Source organism: Bifidobacterium stellenboschense (assembly GCF_000741785.1).
GTDB lineage: Bacteria > Actinomycetota > Actinomycetes > Actinomycetales > Bifidobacteriaceae > Bifidobacterium > Bifidobacterium stellenboschense.
In genome coordinates this window covers 18,570-37,061 of record NZ_JGZP01000012.1, presented here as the reverse complement: position 1 = coordinate 37,061, position 18,492 = coordinate 18,570, and the positions used below count along the sequence as shown (strand labels likewise).

The window sequence follows — 18,492 nt, the reverse complement described above, 5'->3', positions numbered from 1 at the left end:
GATCCGTATGGGCGAGACCCGGGGCACCGCGGGCACCGCAATCCCCACGGTTCTTCCTATGGACGGCTATCAAACGGCGGGATTCCGCGGGTTTCCGCAGACCACGCGCACTCGCGCGGGAAACGCGCGACTGCTAGAGATGGAACCATGACCTCAGATCTCGTGCATCATGGCGAATCCTTCGACGGCACGCCGCTCGGATTCGCGACCAAATCCATCCACCTCGGCAACGGGGTCGACGCCGAAACCGGCGCGATTCGCCGTCCGATCACGCTGGCGAACGCCTACGCTCTGCCCTACGATCCCTCCGACATCAACTGGTCCAGTTCCGACGTGAACCTGTACACGCGCAACGGCCATCCGAACCAGCGCTATCTGGAGGCGAAGCTCGCGAATCTGGAAGGCACGGAGGACGCGGTCGTGCTCGCCTCCGGCGTCGCCGCCCTCGCCGCCACGTTCACCACGCTCCTGAATCGCGGCGACCACGCGATCTTCTCCGACACGACGTATATCGCCGCCTACCGTCTGCTCAACCAGATCCTGCCGGAGAAGTACGGCATCGAGACGTCGATCGTCGACACGTCGGATCCGAAGAACATCGAGGACGCGATCCGCCCGAACACGAAGCTCGTGCACATCGAGACGCCCGCCAACCCGACCCTCAAGGTCACGGACATCGAAGCTGCGGCGAAGCTCGCGCACGACGCGGGCGCGCTGCTGTCCGTCGACAACACGTTCAACTCGCCGTTCAACGTGCGTCCCGCCGATCTCGGCGCGGACGTCGTCATCGAAAGCCTCACCAAGTACATCAACGGCCACGGCGACGCGCTCGGCGGTGCCATCGCCACCTGCAAGGAGCTCACCGACCAGATCCGCTTCACCTATCAGGTGAACTACGGCGGCATCATCTCGCCGTTCAACGCGTGGCTCATCAACCGCGGCTCGGTCACACTCCCCCTGCGCATGCGTCAGCACAACGCCTCCGCACTGGCCATCGCGAAGCACTTGGAAAGCCTGCCGCAGGTGCGGTTCGTCGCCTATCCGGGGCTCGAATCCCACCCGCATCACGACGTGGCGGCACGTCAGCTCGCCCGCCCGGATGCGGGATTCGGCGGCGTGCTCTCGTTCGGCCTCGACACCGACCATGACGGGCACAACCGGTTCGTGAGCAAGCTCAACGTGATCACGTCGGCCGTCTCGCTCGGCCACGACGAAAGCCTGATCGTGTTCCTCGGCGAGGACGACGAACGCCAGTACCTGTACCCGGAGGAGTTCCACCGCGGATTCTTCCGTCTCGCCGTCGGTCTGGAGGACACCGACGACCTCATCCGCGACATCGACCACGCCCTCGCCGAATCCGAACTGTAGCGCCCCACCACCAACACCCCACACCAACACCCCATGGTGCGGCAACACACAATCTCCACAACGGCGGAATACCAACGTTTTCCACCACCGCACCATGGGAGTTTTACCGCACCATGGGAATAACGGCGGGGAATAACGGTAGGGAATGACGGCGGGGAATGACGGCAAGGGAATAACGACATACAAATAGGGGGCCGCACCGGGAGATAATTCCGGTGCGGCCCCCTACGTTTGATCGGCAGCCCCTATGTTCGTCGTGCTACGCCGAGGTGGCGATCAGACCGAATCGATCAGCGATCAGTCCTCGAACGGATCGAAGTCGCGACGGACGCGGCGGCGCGGGCGCTCGGTGCGCTCGATGCGGTCCGCGTGGTACTCGTCGTAGTTCTCGTCGGTCGCGTAGCGCGGGTTGCGGTCGTAGCCGCCACGGCCGCGGCCGCCGCGACGATCGTCACGGTCGGAACGACGGTCGTCGCGGTCGTCGGAACGACGGCGACGCGGACGATCGTCATCGCGGGAGGCGCGACGGTCGTCACGGTCGTCGTAGTCGCGGTCGGAACGACGGCGACGCGGACGATCATCGTAATCACGATCGCGGTCGTCGTAGTCGCGCTCGACGCGGCGGCGACGCGGACGATCATCGTAGTCACGGTCGTCGCGGTCGTCGGAACGACGACGGCGCGGACGATCGTCGAAATCGTCGTCGCGGTCGCGGCGGTCGTCACGGTCGCGGCGCGGGCCGCGGGCGCCGCGACGGTCGTCGCGATCGCCGCGGGCCGGACGGTCACCGCCGCGGCGCGCGTTGTTCTCCTGATCCTCGAAACCGGGGATCGCGAGGGAGATCTTGCCGCGATCGTCGACGCCCTGGACGACGACCTCGACGGTGTCGCCCTCCTTGAGCACGTCCTCGACCTGATCGATGCGCTCACCGTTGGTGAGGTTGCGGATCTGCGAGATGTGCAGCAGGCCGTCGGTGCCCGGCGTGAGGTTCACGAACGCGCCGAACGACGTGGTCTTGACGACCTTGCCGTTGTAGGTCTCGCCGGCCTGCGGCACGTGCGGGTTGGCGATGGAGTCGATGATCTGCTTCGCCTTCTCGGCGGCCTCGCCGCCTTCGGAGGAGATGAAGACGGTGCCGTCGTCCTCAATCGCGATCTCGGCGCCGGTGTCCTCCTGGATCTGGTTGATCATCTTGCCCTTCGGGCCGATGACCTCGCCAATCTTCTCGACCGGGACGGTGGTGGTGATGATGCGCGGGGCGAACTCGCTCATCTCGGCCGGGCCGTCGATGCACTCGTTGATGACCTCGAGGATCGTGGTGCGGGCGTCCTTCGCCTGCTGCAGCGCGGCGGCGAGGATGTCGGCCGGGATGCCGTCCAGCTTGGTGTCGAGCTGCAGGGCGGTGATGAACTCGGAGGTGCCGGCCACCTTGAAGTCCATGTCGCCGAACGCGTCCTCGGCGCCCAGGATGTCGGTCAGGGTCTTGTAGATGTGCTGGCCGTCGACGTCGCCGGAGACCAGACCCATCGCGATGCCCGCGACCGGGGCCTTCAGCGGCACGCCCGCCGCGAGCAGCGACAGGGTGGAGGCGCACACGGAGCCCATGGAGGTGGAGCCGTTGGAGCCGATGGCCTCGGAGACCTGACGGATCGCGTACGGGAACTCCTCACGGCTCGGCAGCACCGGCACGAGGGCCTTCTCGGCGAGGGCGCCATGGCCGATCTCGCGACGCTTCGGGGAGCCGACGCGGCCGGTCTCGCCGGTGGAGTACGGCGGCATCTCGTAGTTGTGCATGTAGCGCTTGGACTGCGGGCCGGACAGGGAGTCGAGCTGCTGCTCCATCTTGAGCATGTTCAGCGTGGTGATGCCCAGGATCTGGGTCTCGCCGCGCTGGAAGAGGGCGGAGCCGTGGACGCGCGGCACGATGTCCACCTCGGCGGACAGGGTGCGGATGTCCTTGAGGCCGCGGCCGTCGATGCGGTAGTCCTCGGTGAGGATGCGGCGGCGCACGATCTGGCGCTGCAGCTCCTTGAACGCGTTGCCGAGTTCCTTGTCCTTCTCGGCGTCGTCCATGTCGGTGAACTCGTTGGCGAGGATCTCGCGCACGTGCTCCTTGATCTCGTGGATGCGCTCCTGACGCGGCAGCTTCTCCGCGATGGTCAGCGCCTCGTCGAGATCCTTGTGGGCGATCTCGTCGATGCGGTTGTAGAGATCCTCGGTGTACTCCGGGAACAGCGGGAACTCGCGGGTCTCCTTCGCGGCGGCGGCCTTGAGCTCGTTCTGGGCCTCGCAGATGACCTTGATGAACGGCTTGGCGGCCTCAAGGCCCTCGGCCACGACGGTCTCGTCCGGCTTGGTCTGGCCCTCGTCGTAGATGAGGTGCCAGGCGTTCTTGCCGGCGCCCGCCTCGATCATGGCGATCGCGACATCACCGTTGTCGATCACGCGGCCGGCGACCACGATCTCGAACACGGCGCGCTCACGCTCGGACCAGGTCGGGAAGGCGACCCACTGGCCGTCGATGAGGGCCAGGCGCACGCCGGAGACCGGGCCGGAGAACGGCAGGCCGGAGATCATGGTGGAGGCGGAGGCCGCGTTGAGGGCGACCACGTCGTACGCGTCGTCCGGGTTGACGGACAGGATCGTCTCGACGACCTGCACCTCGTTGCGCAGCGTGTGCGGGAACAGCGGGCGCAGCGGACGGTCGATGATGCGGCAGGCGAGAATCGCGTCGTTGGACGGGCGGCCTTCGCGGCGGAAGAAGGAGCCGGGGATCTTGCCGGCGGCGTACATCTTCTCCTCGACGTCGACGGTCAGCGGGAAGAAGTCGTAGTTCTCCTTCGGGCTGTTGCCGGCGGTGGTGGTGCTCAGCACCATGGTGTCGTCGTCCAGGTAGGCGGCGACGGCACCGTCGGCCTGCTGGGCGAGACGGCCGGTCTCGAAGCGCAGCGTGCGCTTGCCGAACGACCCATTGTCGATGATGGCCTCTGCGGCCTTGATTTCGGGACCCTCCATAGGGTTCCTCCTTTGCCTTGTCTTTTCCTACAAACATGCGGCCCTTCTTCAGCCGGGCCAGGCTCTTACATTCGCTTTCGTTCCGGCGGCACGGCCCATCCGTTCGGACCTCCGTTCGGGCCTCCCGCCGCCGCCATGCGCGACCCCCGGCCGCGCCCTCGTGTCAACTCACGATTCGTAAACCGGATTCTCTCGCCGACCGCACCTCGCGGCCCGTCCTCTCGAATCCGTCCCCTCTTCGGTTGTGTTGCCGTTTGGCAGGCGTATGTAAAACGCCCGAACGCCGTAAGGCGCCCGGGCGGAAGTCTGTACTATCGACGCAGACCAAGCTTCTCGATCAGCGCACGGTAACGGTTGATGTCGTTGCGCTTGAGGTAGTCGAGCAGGGAGCGACGGTCACCGATCATCATCTGCATGCCGCGACGGGAGTGGTGGTCGTGCTGGTGCTTCTTCAGGTGCTCGGTCAGGTCGGAGATGCGCTTGGAGAGCAGCGCGACCTGGACCTCCGGGGAGCCGGTGTCGCCCTCGTGCGTCGCGAACTCGTTGATGATCTGGGACTTCTCTTCAGCCGTAAGTGCCACGGCATCCTCCTTATGGTCGTTGCGCGGTGCCCCATGCTCGGTGCGTGGAGCGCTCTCTATCCGCGGGCGATTTACGCCAAATGGAAACTATAGGACGCGGTGCGGACGTGCGTGTCACGCGGCGACGGTGGTGAGCAGACCGCCGAACATGACGACGAGCAGCGCCGCCGCCTCGATCGCGAAGAACAGGATGAACGACGCCCAGCTGCGCGTGAGCACGTTGAGCGGCGACTCCTTCCGGATGACGACGAGCAGGCCCACCCAGATCACGGCGAACACGGCCACGCCGAATCCGGCGGCGATGATGCCGAGGTTGGCCGCGTTCGCGATGGTCGCCGATTCGCCGTACACGACGTACGTCGAATACCAGAAGTCGAGTCTGAGCAGCGCCACGCCGGCGACGAACTGTTCGGCGGCGAGACCGATCGCGAACAGGATGCGCCAGATCCAGCGCCCGGAGTCGACGATCGCGACGCCCAGCATGGCGATGGCCGTCAGGGTGACCGTCCACGAGAGGAACGCCATGCCCTGCGGCGTGAACGCGTCGAGGTGCATGGTCAGCCACGCGGTGTCGTTGACGGCGAGCGCGCGCCCGTACCAGTACGGCGCGATGATCGCGACGAGCACGGCCGCGGCGTACACGGCCCAGCGCACGGGGTGGGAGCGTCCGCGTTCGATGTCCGCGAGCGACAGGTCGGTCTCGGGGATCGTCGCCTCCGGATGCTTCGACACCTCGACCGTCTCGACCTTGCCGTCCACGATCTCGGTGGCCTCGTTGCGTTCGCTCTCGTCCGCCATATACCGCCTCGCTTGCCGTCGTTCCTTCACATCCGTCGCGCCAAGGCCGACCGCAGCCGTGGCGCGCGCTGTTTTCCTCCGTCCACGATACTGCACGCCACCGGCGAAGCGGGCACCCCGCGCAATCATTCATGTTTCGGCGCCGGCAATCACGAAACGGCGGGTACGAAACGCCCGCTTGCGGTGATTCCGCCGTTGCGATCCGCGAATCTCCGGGGCGACGATTCGACTGTCATGGCGGACGATCCGGTTCAGATGTCGTAGCTTCGTCGTCTTTTGTCCGCGATCCGGTACACTTCGTCGTCCGCGCGGATGCCGACCACGATGATGAGCATGCGGCTGTCGGTGCGAATCGGCTTGTAGACGACGCGTACGCCGATGTTCCTGAACTTGATTTTGCATAGTCCGGCGAGCTTCGTCTTGTTGTCGTTGCGCAACGGCTTCCCGTACCCGCCCTCGGTCGCGAGAAGCGGATTCTCGGCGACCTTCCGCAATCCTTTGATGACCTGGGCTTGAATCGAGGCGTCGAACTTGCTGAAATCATGTTCCGCTTCGGGGAGCCACTCCCGCTCCCATGCGGTCACTCGAATTCGACCTCCGGAGCGGCGGCGATGTCCGCCTCCGTGATGCCGGCGTGCCGCATGACATCATGCTCGTTGATGGTGGTCCCGTTCCAATGGTTCAAACGCTCTTCGGCCATGCGGGCGTCGTCCATGTCCTCCAGGTATTCCTGGATCCGATTGTATTGGTCGATGTCGAGGATGACTGCCGTCGGCTTGTTGCGGTTGAGGACGACCACGGGGGCCTTGCGGGCGAGGAGGCATGTTTCGGTGGCCTTGCCGCGGTTGAGGTCGCTGATGGAGACCGTCTGGTTGATGCGGGGCAGTGTGGAAACGCTCATCGATTCCTCCTTATATCGTTGTCTATGACGATATTAACATCATCATAGACAACGACAGATTCGTTCTCGACACCGCATCCTCCGGATGTATGCGCGGGTAGCGGGACATGATTGCGCGAACCTTGTCTATGTCGAACATGGGCGGGCTCCTCTCTCCCTCTTCGTTTTGTTTTCGGTCTGTCTCAGACCTTGGTCAGGTCCTGGTAGCGGTCGAAGAGGATTTGGAGGCGTTCGTCGTCCGATCCGCAGGGTCTGCCGGCACCGAACGCGACATCGACGATGCGGTCGAGCCGTTCGTGGGCCTTGAGCAGGTCGGGGTGCATGAGCAGCGGGTTATACAGGTCGGCGAGGCTTTCGCCCGGATGGTTCGCGCGCGCCTCGATCACCCCGCGTCCGGCCTCGATGACCTTCCCGCGCATGGCATCGGACAGCTTCGGCAATGGGAGCGTGTTCCAGACGACGGTATTGCTGAATCGACAGTCCGATTTCATCTGCCCGCCAATGGTTTTCTGCCACGTGATGAACATCGACGACTCGATGATAGAGAACGCGAATCCCTCGGCATCGCCAGTGGTGAACACCTGATCCCCGGCAATCACCTCCGGTCCAAGCAACGCACAGGTAGCCCACCTGCGACGGCCGCTGAACACTTTGGGAATGGCGAGATACGCTTCCTCCGGCTGGTGGTTCTCACCGAACAGCTGCGGCGTCGCCGCGCGTTCCCGCGTCGCCGCACGCTTGCTCTGTTCCCGGAAGGACTTTACCGCTTCGACCCTCGTCTTGAGATACGGGGATTTGAGGATGTCGGACGCGGGCGCGTCGGCGAGCCACAGGCACCAGCGTTCGATGCCGTTGATGAGCTCGCGTCCCATACGGAACGGGCGCACGTACTTCGCGGCGATCGGATCGCCCATCGCCTTCGCGTATTCGTCCGCATCGTTGATGAGCAGGTTGCCGCCGTCCAACGGCATCGAGCCGAAATCGACCCGGCCGAGCATCGGCGAAAGCGGTCCGACCTTCTGGCTGCGCTTCTCCGCGTACACGTCCGGCCCGTCGAGCAGGTACCCGTTGACGTGCCGCGGATGCGTGGCCTCCGGCTCGCCGTCGATGTCGGGGTATTCGAACAGGATGGGCGGTTTCGTCGCGTCGTCGGCACGGTCCATGCCGATGATGACGACGTGGACGTGCGCATTGTCCGTGGACTGCGCGTTCCACGCGAACGTGCGATGCGCGAACGCGATGCGCCACCCGTCCGCCATGATCGGCCCGAACAGGTGGGGCACGGGCTGGCCCTGCGTGATCGAGTTCGTGCTGACGAGCGCGAACGCCGCCGAAGGCTTGGTCAGATACCGCGACGCCTTGCGGAACCAGCCGGTCGCATAGTCGAGATACCCGTCGTAGTCCCCACCCCACACGGCCTTCAGATCGCCCGTCTGCTCCGGCGTCTTGCTGATATGGCCGAGGAACGGCGGATTGCCCATCACATAATCGCACTCGTCGCCGGGCAGCAGGTCGTTCCAGTCGTAGCGCAGGGCGTTCGCCTGCACGATGTTGCCGGAATCCTTGAACGGAAGCCGGTCGAGACCCCTGCCGGACACCGATTCGGTCTCATCGAGCATCTGCTGCTCCGCGATCCACAACGCGGTACGCGCCACCGCGCACGCGAACCCGTTGATCTCCACGCCGTACATCTGCGCGATCGACACCTTGACGCTGAATCCCTCCATGTCGAACGCGATCTGGTCGCCCTGCAACGCCTCGATGATCCGGTTCTCCAACCGTCGCACGCAGATGAACGTCTCCGTAAGGAAATTACCCGAACCGGCCGCGAAATCCGCCCACTTGAGGCCTGCGAGACGATCCTGGTAATCCTGAAGCCCCTGACGCCACTCCTTGAACGCGCGCCCCTTCTCCACGGCCGGACGGGCGGCGATCAGCCGATCGCATTCGGCGGTCAACCCGTCGAGGAACAACGGGTCGATGAGCCGGTGGATGTTCGTCACACTCGTATAATGCATGCCGCCGCGCCGCCGCTCGTCATGGCTGAGCGTCTCCTCCATGAGCGAACCGAAAATGACCGGGCTGATGCCGCTCCAGTCGAACCCCTCGCTGATCTCCATGAGCGCGTCCTGAATGTCCCGTCCCATCGGCGGTATCTCGATCTGGTCACGGAACAGGCCGCCGTCCACATACGGGAAACACGCGAGGGCCGCATCCAGGTATTTGCTCCGACCATCCTCGGGCGTATCGAGCACGTCGAACAGGTCCTCGATGTCGCCGCGCAGATGCCGCGGATCGGACGCCTTCACCAAGTCGCGGAAACTGTTGGCCGGAAACAGGCCCGCATCCTCGGCATACAGGCAGAAGACGATCCGCACCGTCAGCATCGCCAGATCGTCATGCGCCTTCGCCTCGTCCGGATCGTCGTAGCAGGACGCGAGGGCGTCGTGCAGCCTCGCACCCAACTGGCCCGCCTTCTCCGACAACTGCTGCTGGACGATGGTACGGCTGCGCCCCCGGTCGAACAGGCCCGCCAGCTCGCCGACATGATCAGGCAGCTCCTCCAACGCGAACTCCGAGCGCGGCGCCTTCGCCAACGGGTCCGACTCCAGATCATAAAGACGGAACACGCCGAAATTGCAGGTAATCAACACCACCGGCCGCTCCGACGGCGGCAACGCGTTCGCATAATCCAACGCCTGACGCACCGGCGTCTTCATCACACCCTGCCGTGGCTCCTCCTTATCCAAATCCACGCCAAGGCTCTTCTGCTCGACCAGCACACGCGCCTCGACCATCAGCACGTCGATCAGACCATTGCCCGCCGTACGCCGCTCGAACCACAACACCTGCCGGTCGCTCAACCGGTCCACATGCAGCACGTCGCCCAGCAGATCCATCCAGAACTGCTGGGTCTCGCTGTTCTCATCGCCACGACCACGCCACCGCTCCACGAACGCCCCGGCGCGCATCCTCAACTCATCAGCCATGCCCACCATCATCCCCGATGGCATGCCCCAATCGGCGCAGCGGAAACACCATGTTCTCACCGTGTTCTCACGGGGGCCAAAACAACCCCCTGAAAAACAAAAGAACCGTTGGAATTCCAACGGTTCTTGAGTGGAGCGGATGACGGGAATCGAACCCGCGTAATCAGTTTGGAAGACTGAGGCTCTACCATTGAGCTACATCCGCGCATCATCCCATCGAATCACTCCGATGAAACAACTCGTGCCATTATACACAAGGCCACGCGACGCACAACCCGCGCGACGCCGTCGTGTCGCATCGCGCGTCATGCGGGCAGTACGCCGACGTCGGCGGTGCGCACGACGTGCGTTGCGCCGGCGTCGTCGCAGATTGTGAGCGACGCGTCGTCGTTCAACGCGACGGCCTCGCCTTCCAGCGAACTGCCATCGGTGAAGTGCGCGACGGCGCGGCGTCCGAGCGTGACGCACACGCCGGCCGTCTCGCGCCGCAACGCCGCCGCCGCGTCGCGCGGACCGGCGGCGAACGCGGCGAGACGGCGGCGCAGCGCGGCGACGGTTCCGGCGGCGATTCGGTCGCGCAGCTCCTCCCCCGACGGCAACGGCGCGTAGTGCAGTTGCAGCGACGTGGCCTGCGGCGTGGGCAGCCGGTCAGCAGGCACGGCGAGGTTCAGTCCGACGCCGAAGATGATGGCGACGCGACCGGCATCGTCGGACGTTTCAACCGATGATTCACCACCCGATGCGTCTGTTCCCGATTCGGCCGTGTCCGGCAGTGGCACGAGTTCGGCGAGGATGCCGCCGAGCTTCTTGTCGCCGACGAAGATGTCGTTCGGCCATTTGAGTCCGAGACGGTCGGCGGGGGCGGCGCGCAGCGGCTTCGCGCCGACGGCCACGAGCGCGTCGCGGATGCCGTCGAGTGTGGCGAGGCCGGCGGTCATCTGCAGCCAGCCGTTGACGGTCTCGTCGACGGCGAGCGCGCGCGGCACGGTCACGACGTACGACACGGTGGACGACTCCCCCGGTGCGCTCTCCCACGTGTGGTCGAGACGTCCGCGGCCGGCGGTCTGACGGTCGGCGACGACGACGGCGACATACGGGCGGTCCGATGCGGCGGAGCCACCTGCGACCGCCCCGGCGGCACCCGCGAGCTTCCCCGATGCGACCAGTTCGCGCGCAAGCGTGTTCGTCGATCCGGTCTGGTCGACGGCGATGACGCGGTCGGCGACCTGTGCCGTGCGCGGCATGCGCGCGTTGTTTCCCAGGATTCCCATATGGGCGACTGTAGCGCGCGGCGACGGGCCATGCCGCGGTTCTTCCGCCGTCGCGGGATACCGCCGCCGGAGAGCACCGGGACATCCGGGCCGCCAAGTCTACCGGGCCACCGGGCCACCGGAGGGCACCGACCTACCGGGAGCACTAGGCCACCGCCTGCATCGCGACCGGATTCCCGCCATCGGACTCAACGGATATGGATGACCCCGGCCGTGCGGGAAGGGGATCCGCGCGGCCGGGGCCACAGGTGGGACGGCATCGCGTCCGAGAGGAATAGGACACGATGCCGATGATGGTACGTCGTGGAGCGGCGCGTGCGGCGTCACCCCACGACGACGATTCTGGGAACGCTCACTCGTGGGCGACGATGATCTTCGCCTCGTAGGGCTTCAGATCGACGCGCTCGGGGAGCGTGACGTCGGCGGTGCTGTCGAGCACAGCGTAGGTGTCGGCGTTGGTGAAGTTGAACAGGCCGACGATCGTGCGCTCGCCCTCCTTGCGCAGGACGCCGAGGATCGCGTCGTCGTGCGTGTCCCACGTGGTCACCCACGCGTCCGGGCCGAAGCACGGGTCGTCGCGCATCTCGCGCAGCGACTCCATGCCCTCCCACAGGCGGTTCTGGAGCGTGCCGGGCGTGTTGCGTTCGGCGGCCTTCTTCCAGTCGAACTTGCTGCGGTGCAGGTTGCGGCTGTCGGCCACGCGGTCCGGGTCCTCCTTGTAGTCCCAGCCGTTGAGCTGGCCGATCTCGTCGCCGCAGTTGAGCATCGGGAAGCCGCGCAGGAACGCCATCGCGCGGTGCAGGAGCAGGTCACGGTCGATGGCCTTCTCGTAGGCGGGCTTGTCGTGGGTGATGAGCGCCTTCTCGACGCCGCACAGGGAGGCGGCGGTGCCGCAGCTGCGGGCGTCCTTGCTGGCCTCGTCGTAGTTGTACAGTTCGCCCATGGCCCAGCTGCCGGGCACGGTGCCCTCGTAGAAGTGGTACAGGAACTCCTTGTGCTTGAGCGGGTCGATGGCAAGGCGCACCTCCTCGTCCTCGTCGAGGCCCCAGCCGATGTCGTCGTGGCAGCGCAGGTAGTTGACGAACCAGCAGTTGTCCGGCAGGGCGTTGAGCTTGTCGGCCTGACGCTTGAGCAGGCGCACGTCGCCGCTGGCGAGCGCGGCCCACAGGTTCACCATGATGGACACGTTGTACAGCATGTGACATTCGGGGCGCTCGGGGGTGCCGAAGTAGGCGGCGAGCTCCTTGGGGGCCATGACGACCTCGCCCTTGAGGACGACGGCCGGGCAGACGATCTCCAGCATCATGCGCATCATGCGCACGATGGTGTGGACCTGCGGCAGGTTGCGGCAGTTGGTGCCGAACTGCTTCCAGATGTACGGCACCGCGTCGAGGCGGAACACTTCGACGCCGAGGTTGGCGAGGTGCATGACGGAGGTCATCATCGCGGTGAAGACCTTCGGGTTGCGGTAGTTGAGGTCCCACTGGAACGGGTAGAACTGGGTCATGACCCACTTGCCCATCTTCTCGTTCCAGGAGAAGTTGCCGGGGGCGGTGTTCGGGAAGACCTGCGGGACGACGGCGTCGTACTGGTCGGGGATGGTGCGGTCGTCGTAGCAGAAGTAGTAGTCCTGGTATTCGGGGTCGCCGGCCTCGGCGGCCTTCGCCCAGCGGTGGGAGGAGGCGGTGTGGTTCATCACGAAGTCGAGGCACAGGCTGATGCCGGCCTTGCGCAGCTTCTTGGTGAGGGCGGCGAGGTCCTCGTTGGAGCCGAGCAGCGGGTCGACGGTGTCGAAGTCCTCGATGGCGTAGCCACCGTCGTTGTCCGGGTGGGGCATCTTCAGCAGCGGCATGAGGTGCAGATAGGTGAGCTTCTGCTCCTTCAGGTAGTCGATCTTGCCGGCGAGCTTCTTCAGGTCGCCCGCGAACAGGTCGGTGTACATGGTCATGCCGAACATGTCGCCGCGCTTGTACCATTCCGGGTCCTTCTCGCGCTCGATGTCGAGCTTCTTCAGGTCGGCGGGGCGCGCGGCGTAGGCGTCGGCCATGGCGCGCTCGAAGACGGCGAGCTCCGGGGAGTCGCCGTACAGCATGCGGAACAGGGATTCGAATTCGTCGTGATGGCGGGCGAGTCGCGCGGCGAACACGTCGTCGGTCGCGGGCGCGGACTTGGTCTTGGACTTGGCTTCGGTGGTTTCGGCCATCTGTGACTCCTTTTAGCTGCGATGCCTAACTTCGTCGTTGGTTGTTGTGCGATGACGGTGTCCAGTGTAACGTCGCGCGCGCGTGTTATCAAACCGGTTCGATAATCGGCGTGTCAAACCGTTTCGACACACGTCGCCCCAACGGTAACAGCGTTTGCACCCATCCACTCACCCATCCACTCACCCATCCATCCTCTCCACCACTCACCCATCCATCCTCTCCACCACTCACCCATCCACCCTCTCCACCATTCACCCACCACCCCGCCATTCCCATGGTGCGGCAACACACAATCTCCACAACGGCGGAAAATGGCCGTTTTGCGGCACCGCACCATGGGGACTTCACCGCACCATGGGGACTTCACCGCACCATGGGAGATTAGGCGGACTCGAGGAGCGCGACGGCGGAGGCGACGCCGGCGTCGTGGGTGAGGGAGACGTGCCAGCGGAGGGAGGGAGATGGAGACGTGATGGTTCCCTCCCCGGTCGGCGGCAACGACGGCATCACTGGCACGGACTCGCGCAGTGCGTGCGCGACGTCGGCGCGCGGCGCGACGTGCGGGCGGCCGTGCGCGTCGTCGAGGATCTCGACGCCGGACCAGGGGAAATCGTCGATCGTATACGGCAAAGCCCCCTCCCCCACGGCCTCGCACCATGCTTTAAGGACCGCCTCCTTGCCGGCCCATTTCGCGGCGAGATGCACCGCCTCGCCGTCGTGCTTGGCCGCCGCGCGGGCCGCGGCCTGGCGCGTCTCGCGCACCGAGAACAACGCCCGCATGCGCGAGCCGGGCAGCGCGAGCTGTTCGGCGAACGCCGCCACGTCGACCACGTCGTGACCGAGACCGAGTACCGACATGATGACCTCCCCATCGGTGTGCATGCGAATCGATACGCATACGAGAAACATGTATACGGATATGAAAAAGCCTCCCTCTGACGAGGGAGGTGGCGCGACGCGCCGGAGGGAGAGACCGCGGGAAGCGCGCCGCTGTCTCTCCCCCAGTCGGCTTCGCCGACAGCCCCCTCGTCAGAGGGGGCCGATCACGATGGCCGGGCATGGTGCCGACTCGACGCCGCCGGCCCGGTCGGCTTCGCCGACAGCCCCCTCGCGGAGGGGGCCGATCAACGCCTCACCACATCAGGCTTCGAAGTAGCCGGAGGCGTTCAGGCGGGCGTCCGGATCGAGGAGCATGGCCTTCTCGACCTCGTGGGCGTCGTAGCGCGTACCGTCCGCGAGACGCGTGCCGTCCTCGCGGAAGCGGCGGTTGTCGATCGGCTCGTAGAGCGCGGCGCGGCCCATCATACCTTCCTCGAGTCGGCGCTGGCCGGCGGCGAGACGGGCGTTCGCGCGTTCGCGCCACGCCACGAGCGCCGCCTCGCCGTCCGCCTTCGCGACGGACGCCTCGAACGCGCCGGGGTGCACGAGCGCCACGAAGCCGGAGACGTGGCCGAAGCCGAGCGACGTGGCGAGACCGGCCTTGACCGGCTTGCCGGCCGCGGAACGGCCGAACACGTCCTCGCCGCCGCCGATGCGCAGCGGCTTCCTCAGCCAGGTCATGTGGTCGTCCTTCGCGAGCTTCGGATCGACGCAGTCGAGCGCCGCGTTCGCCGGGATGACGCCGGAGGCGAACAGCTGCGTCAAGCCGTTGACCTGGAAGATGCAGGCGCCGCCCTTCGCATGGCCGGTGACCGTCTTCTGCGAGATGACGAACAGCGGGTTGCCGTCGGTGCGGCCGATGGCGTGCGCCAGCGTGTTGTGCAGTTCGGACTCGTTCGGATCGTTCGCGTTGGTGGACGTGTCGTGCTTGGAGACCACGGCGATGTCGTCGGGCGTGACGCCGAGCTTCGCGAGGTCCCTCACCAGCTTCGAGTCGCGTCCGCCGAGGCCCGCCGCCAGGGCGCCGAGGCCCGGGGCCGGAATCGACGTGTGGGCGCCGTCCGCATAGGAGTGGATGAAGCCGATCACGCCGGCGACCGGCAGACCCAGCTTCAACGCGATGTCGCCTCGCGTGAGCAGGATCGTGCCGCCGCCCTGGGACTCCAGGAAGCCGCCGCGGCGACGGTCGTTCGCGCGGCTGAAGAAGCGCGCGTCGATGCCCTTGCCGTACATCTCGGCGGAGTTGGCGGTCGCGTTCATGTTGCCGAATCCGATCACCGACTCCACGCCGATGTCATCGATCGCGCCGGTGACGACGAAATCGGCCTTGCCGAGCGCGATCTTGTCGGCGCCCTCCTCCAGCGACACCGCGGCGGTGGCGCAGGCGGAGACCGGCTGGATCATGTTGCCGTAGCCGCCGATGTAGCTCTGCATGACGTGCGCGGCGACGACGTTCGGCAGCGCCTCCTGCAGGATGTCCGTCGGGATCTCGTGGTTGAGGAAGCGGTCGAGGTAGAGCTTGCGCATCGAAGCCATGCCGCCGAAGCCGGTGCCCTGCGTGGAGGCGACGAGCGACGGGTGGATCGCCTGGAGGATCTCCGCCGGGTTGAATCCGGCCGACAGGTACGCGTCCACGGTGGTGACGATGTTCCACAGCGCGATGCGGTCCACGTCGCCGACCATCGAGGCGGGGATGCCCCACTTGACCGGGTCGAAGCCCTTCGGGAACTGGCCGCCGACCGTGCGGGTCATGGCGGCGCGGCGCGGCACGCGGATCATCGAACCGGCGTGGCGGGTCACGTTCCATTCGCCGGACTCGTCGTCGCGGGCGATGGACGTGTGGGCCTCGTCGAGCTTGACGTACTCGCGGGCGACCTGCTCGGTGGGCACGGAGAAGGTGACGTCATGGTCGAGGTAGACCTCGGCCTCCTCCTCGTCGGCGCCGTCCTTGTAGTCGTCGCCCATGCCCTCCTCGAACGGGCGGATGCCGGAGCGGGCCACGACCTCGTCGTGGTAACGGTCGGCGATGTCCTCCTCGGGCACGAGGTTGCCGTCGGTGTCGTACCAGCCGGGCTTCGGGCTGTCGGCCCACGTGAGCAGACCCATGTTCCACGCGAGTTCGAGCACGGCGCCGGCGTTGAGGTCGACGGTGCCGTCCGGGTGGATGCCGAGTTCGGCCTGGGCGCGCGTGCGGCCGGAGCCCCACGGGCCCAGCTCGCCGACGGACACGATGACGATCTCATCCTCCGGTCGGGCGGTCACGCCCGCCCAGTCGGCGAGGTCCACGTGCGGCTGGTGCGGGACGACCGGCGTGGGGAGGGCCTTGATGACGGCCTTCGCGGCTCCCGCCGGCGTGGCCGACTGGGGAAGACTCACGGATTGACCACCCTCAGTCGCGACATTCGTCGCGCCAGCTCCCGCCAGCGGGAGCCCGGCGGTCTCCTTCGCGGCGTCGGCCGCCGCGTCCGCCTCGGCTTCGGCACGCAGCGCCTTGATGTCGATCGGTTCGCTGCCGAGACCACCGGTCAAGTCCACGTCGAGCGGCGCCTCGGCGGCCGCCTTGCGCGAGTCGGCGGTGCACAGGTCGAGCAGCTTGACCGCGATCTGGGCGGTGGAATACGTGTGGATGCCGTGGCGTTCGACGACGGCGACGAGCGGGTCGTTGCCGCCCATCAGGCCGGTGCCGCGCACCCAGCCGATCTTCGGGTGGGCGAAGGTGACGCGGTCCGACCAGGCGTCGCGCTCGGCGCGGGCGCGGTTGACGATCGCGTCGAACGCGGACTTGACCTCGCCGTACGCGCCGTCGCCGCCGAACACGCCGCGGTTCGGCGAGCCGGGCAGCACTACGTGCAGCTTGTGCTGCACGTCGGTGTCGGCGCCGATGCGGGACAGTCCGGCGATCGCGCGCTCGACGCCCCACAGCATGAGGCGGGCCTGCGATTCGAACAGTTCGCCGGAGTCGGCGAGCGTGCCGTGCACCGGAGGGGCGGCGAACGGGAAGAACAGGGTCGGCTCGTAGGCGGGCTTGAGGATTGTGGTGGTCGCGCCGGTCGTCTTCTTCTGGACGTGACCCACCCAGTCCACGAGCGCGTCCACGTCGCGGAAGCTGGACAGGTTCGCGGGCACGAGCCACAGCTTGGCGTCGCCGGTGGCGTGCTCGCGGTACGCCTGGCGGCCCCACGCCTTGATGGACGGCCTGAAGCTGTGCGAGGTGGCGATCACGGTGGCGCCGCCGGCGAGCAGGCCTTCGACCACCTGGGCGGCGATCGAGTTCGGGCTCACGCCGGTGACCACGGCCACGTCGCCCGCGAAGCGGGAGGCCTGCGCGTCGGACGAGGCCGGCTCGAGCGCCTCGGAGGCGATGCGGGCGAACGCGGATTTGAGCGCCTCGCCATGCTCGGCAGCTCCCGCCAGCGGGAGCCGGGAGAGGAACCACTTGGCTTCGGCGGCGACGGCCTTGCCGAGGCCGATGAAGCTGCCGGCGAGCGCGTCCGCGTCGCTTCGTAGTAGGCGCGGGCGAGGTCCTCGCGGGCGGAGGCCCAACGGTCGTCGAAGAGGATGGCCTTGTTCGCGTCGAAACGCGGCTCGACCTGCTTGGGCCAGTCGGAGCCGAGTTCGGCGCTGACGGCCGCGACCACGGCCGCGTTCTCATCCTCGCCGGCCTCGGGCGCCGGGGCGGCCACACCGAGCTCGTTCAGCACGAACCGTGCGGTGGCGGCGAGCACGCCGTTGGCGCCGGTGACCTTCTCGGCGAACGCGTCGAGCGCGGCGGAGTCGACCACGGCACCGCCCGCGGCACCACCGGAGGACGGCTTGGAGACGGCCACGCCCTTGGTCTGTCCGACCAGGGCGACCGCGTCGTCGATGAGCTTGTCGGCAGCGGCCGCGTTGGCGGCGGCACCGGTCGGCAGCTTGGCGAGGTCGCCGCCGCGCGAGCTGGAGCCTCGCGGGTGTCAAGCAGGAGCGCGGCGGTCGTGGCGGCCACCCAGCCTTCGCCGAGCCGCCACACGCCGGTCACGCGTTCGCGGATGTGCGCCGGCTTGACGCCGGCCGCGCCGAACAGGGCGCGCAGACGGTCGCGGATCGCGTCGGAGAGGACCGGGCCGAACGGCTTGTAGTTCGGGGCGGCCTTGTTCACGATCTGGGCGAGCTGGGTGAGCGTCGCCTCGGCGGCGCCGTCCACGCTGGCCACGCCCAGCTCCGAGCTGATGTCCATGAGCAGCTGGTTGCGGCGGGAGGACACGCCGTTGGTGAGCGTGTCGGTGGTGTCGGAGGCGCCGATCTGGTCGAGGCGCACCTTGGCCGAGTAGGCCATGAGCACGCCGATCGCGTCGGCGGCCTTGAACGGCAGGTCGGCGACGGAGCCGGTGGCGGCGGAACCGAGTTCGGCGACGGCGGAGGCACCGCTCACCGTGGCTCCCTCTGACGAGGGAGCTGTCGGCGCAGCCGATTGAGGGAGAGACCTCGCGGCAGGGCTGGGAGCGG

Annotated in this window: 10 protein-coding genes, 1 tRNA gene and 1 pseudogene; 1 reads left to right on the top strand and 11 read right to left on the bottom strand. The window is 66.7% G+C overall.

Features of this window, described 5'->3' with window-relative positions:
- The first annotated feature begins 147 nt into the window (after positions 1-147).
- Entirely contained in the window at positions 148-1,368 is a 1,221-nt protein-coding gene (locus tag BSTEL_RS05020; RefSeq protein ID WP_034527933.1) for a trans-sulfuration enzyme family protein, read from the top strand.
- 297 nt (positions 1,369-1,665) lie between these two features.
- Here BSTEL_RS05020 and BSTEL_RS05015 read toward each other — a convergent pair whose 3' ends face one another.
- The 11 genes and pseudogenes from BSTEL_RS05015 to BSTEL_RS12990 form a co-directional block, all read right to left on the bottom strand.
- The gene (locus BSTEL_RS05015; protein ID WP_034527931.1) at positions 1,666-4,383 is read right to left on the bottom strand and encodes a polyribonucleotide nucleotidyltransferase; all 2,718 of its coding nucleotides are present in this window, start codon (positions 4,381-4,383) and stop codon (positions 1,666-1,668) included.
- Between the two features lie 311 nt (positions 4,384-4,694).
- On the bottom strand, positions 4,695-4,964 hold the full coding sequence (gene rpsO / locus BSTEL_RS05010; RefSeq protein WP_034527929.1) for a 30S ribosomal protein S15: 270 nt from the start codon (positions 4,962-4,964) through the stop codon (positions 4,695-4,697).
- A 114-nt stretch (positions 4,965-5,078) separates the two neighbouring features.
- Positions 5,079-5,762: a membrane protein gene (locus tag BSTEL_RS05005; RefSeq protein ID WP_034527926.1), complete on the bottom strand. Its 684-nt coding sequence runs from the start codon at positions 5,760-5,762 to the stop codon at positions 5,079-5,081.
- A 251-nt stretch (positions 5,763-6,013) separates the two neighbouring features.
- Positions 6,014-6,346 (bottom strand): type II toxin-antitoxin system RelE family toxin, encoded by a 333-nt coding sequence (locus BSTEL_RS05000; protein ID WP_034527923.1) that lies wholly within the window; start codon positions 6,344-6,346, stop codon positions 6,014-6,016.
- On the bottom strand, positions 6,343-6,663 hold the full coding sequence (locus tag BSTEL_RS04995) for a type II toxin-antitoxin system Phd/YefM family antitoxin (RefSeq protein WP_034527920.1): 321 nt from the start codon (positions 6,661-6,663) through the stop codon (positions 6,343-6,345). Before BSTEL_RS04995 ends, BSTEL_RS05000 begins: the two co-directional genes overlap by 4 nt.
- A 182-nt stretch (positions 6,664-6,845) precedes the next feature.
- Positions 6,846-9,653 (bottom strand): DNA methyltransferase, encoded by a 2,808-nt coding sequence (locus BSTEL_RS04990; protein WP_034528422.1) that lies wholly within the window; start codon positions 9,651-9,653, stop codon positions 6,846-6,848.
- Between the two features lie 131 nt (positions 9,654-9,784).
- Positions 9,785-9,858 (bottom strand) — tRNA-Gly (locus tag BSTEL_RS04985).
- A gap of 100 nt (positions 9,859-9,958) precedes the next feature.
- Positions 9,959-10,924 (bottom strand): biotin--[acetyl-CoA-carboxylase] ligase, encoded by a 966-nt coding sequence (locus BSTEL_RS04980; protein WP_034527918.1) that lies wholly within the window; start codon positions 10,922-10,924, stop codon positions 9,959-9,961.
- 352 nt (positions 10,925-11,276) lie between these two features.
- Complete coding sequence (locus tag BSTEL_RS04975) at positions 11,277-13,127, bottom strand: alpha-amylase family protein (protein ID WP_034527916.1); 1,851 nt, start codon at positions 13,125-13,127, stop codon at positions 11,277-11,279.
- A 382-nt stretch (positions 13,128-13,509) separates the two neighbouring features.
- A complete protein-coding gene (locus tag BSTEL_RS04970; RefSeq protein ID WP_034528420.1) occupies positions 13,510-13,986 on the bottom strand; it encodes a holo-ACP synthase in 477 nt (158 codons plus the stop codon).
- A 282-nt stretch (positions 13,987-14,268) separates the two neighbouring features.
- A pseudogene (locus BSTEL_RS12990) lies at positions 14,269-18,370 on the bottom strand (beta-ketoacyl synthase N-terminal-like domain-containing protein); the annotation flags it as partial.
- Positions 18,371-18,492 lie beyond the last annotated feature (122 nt).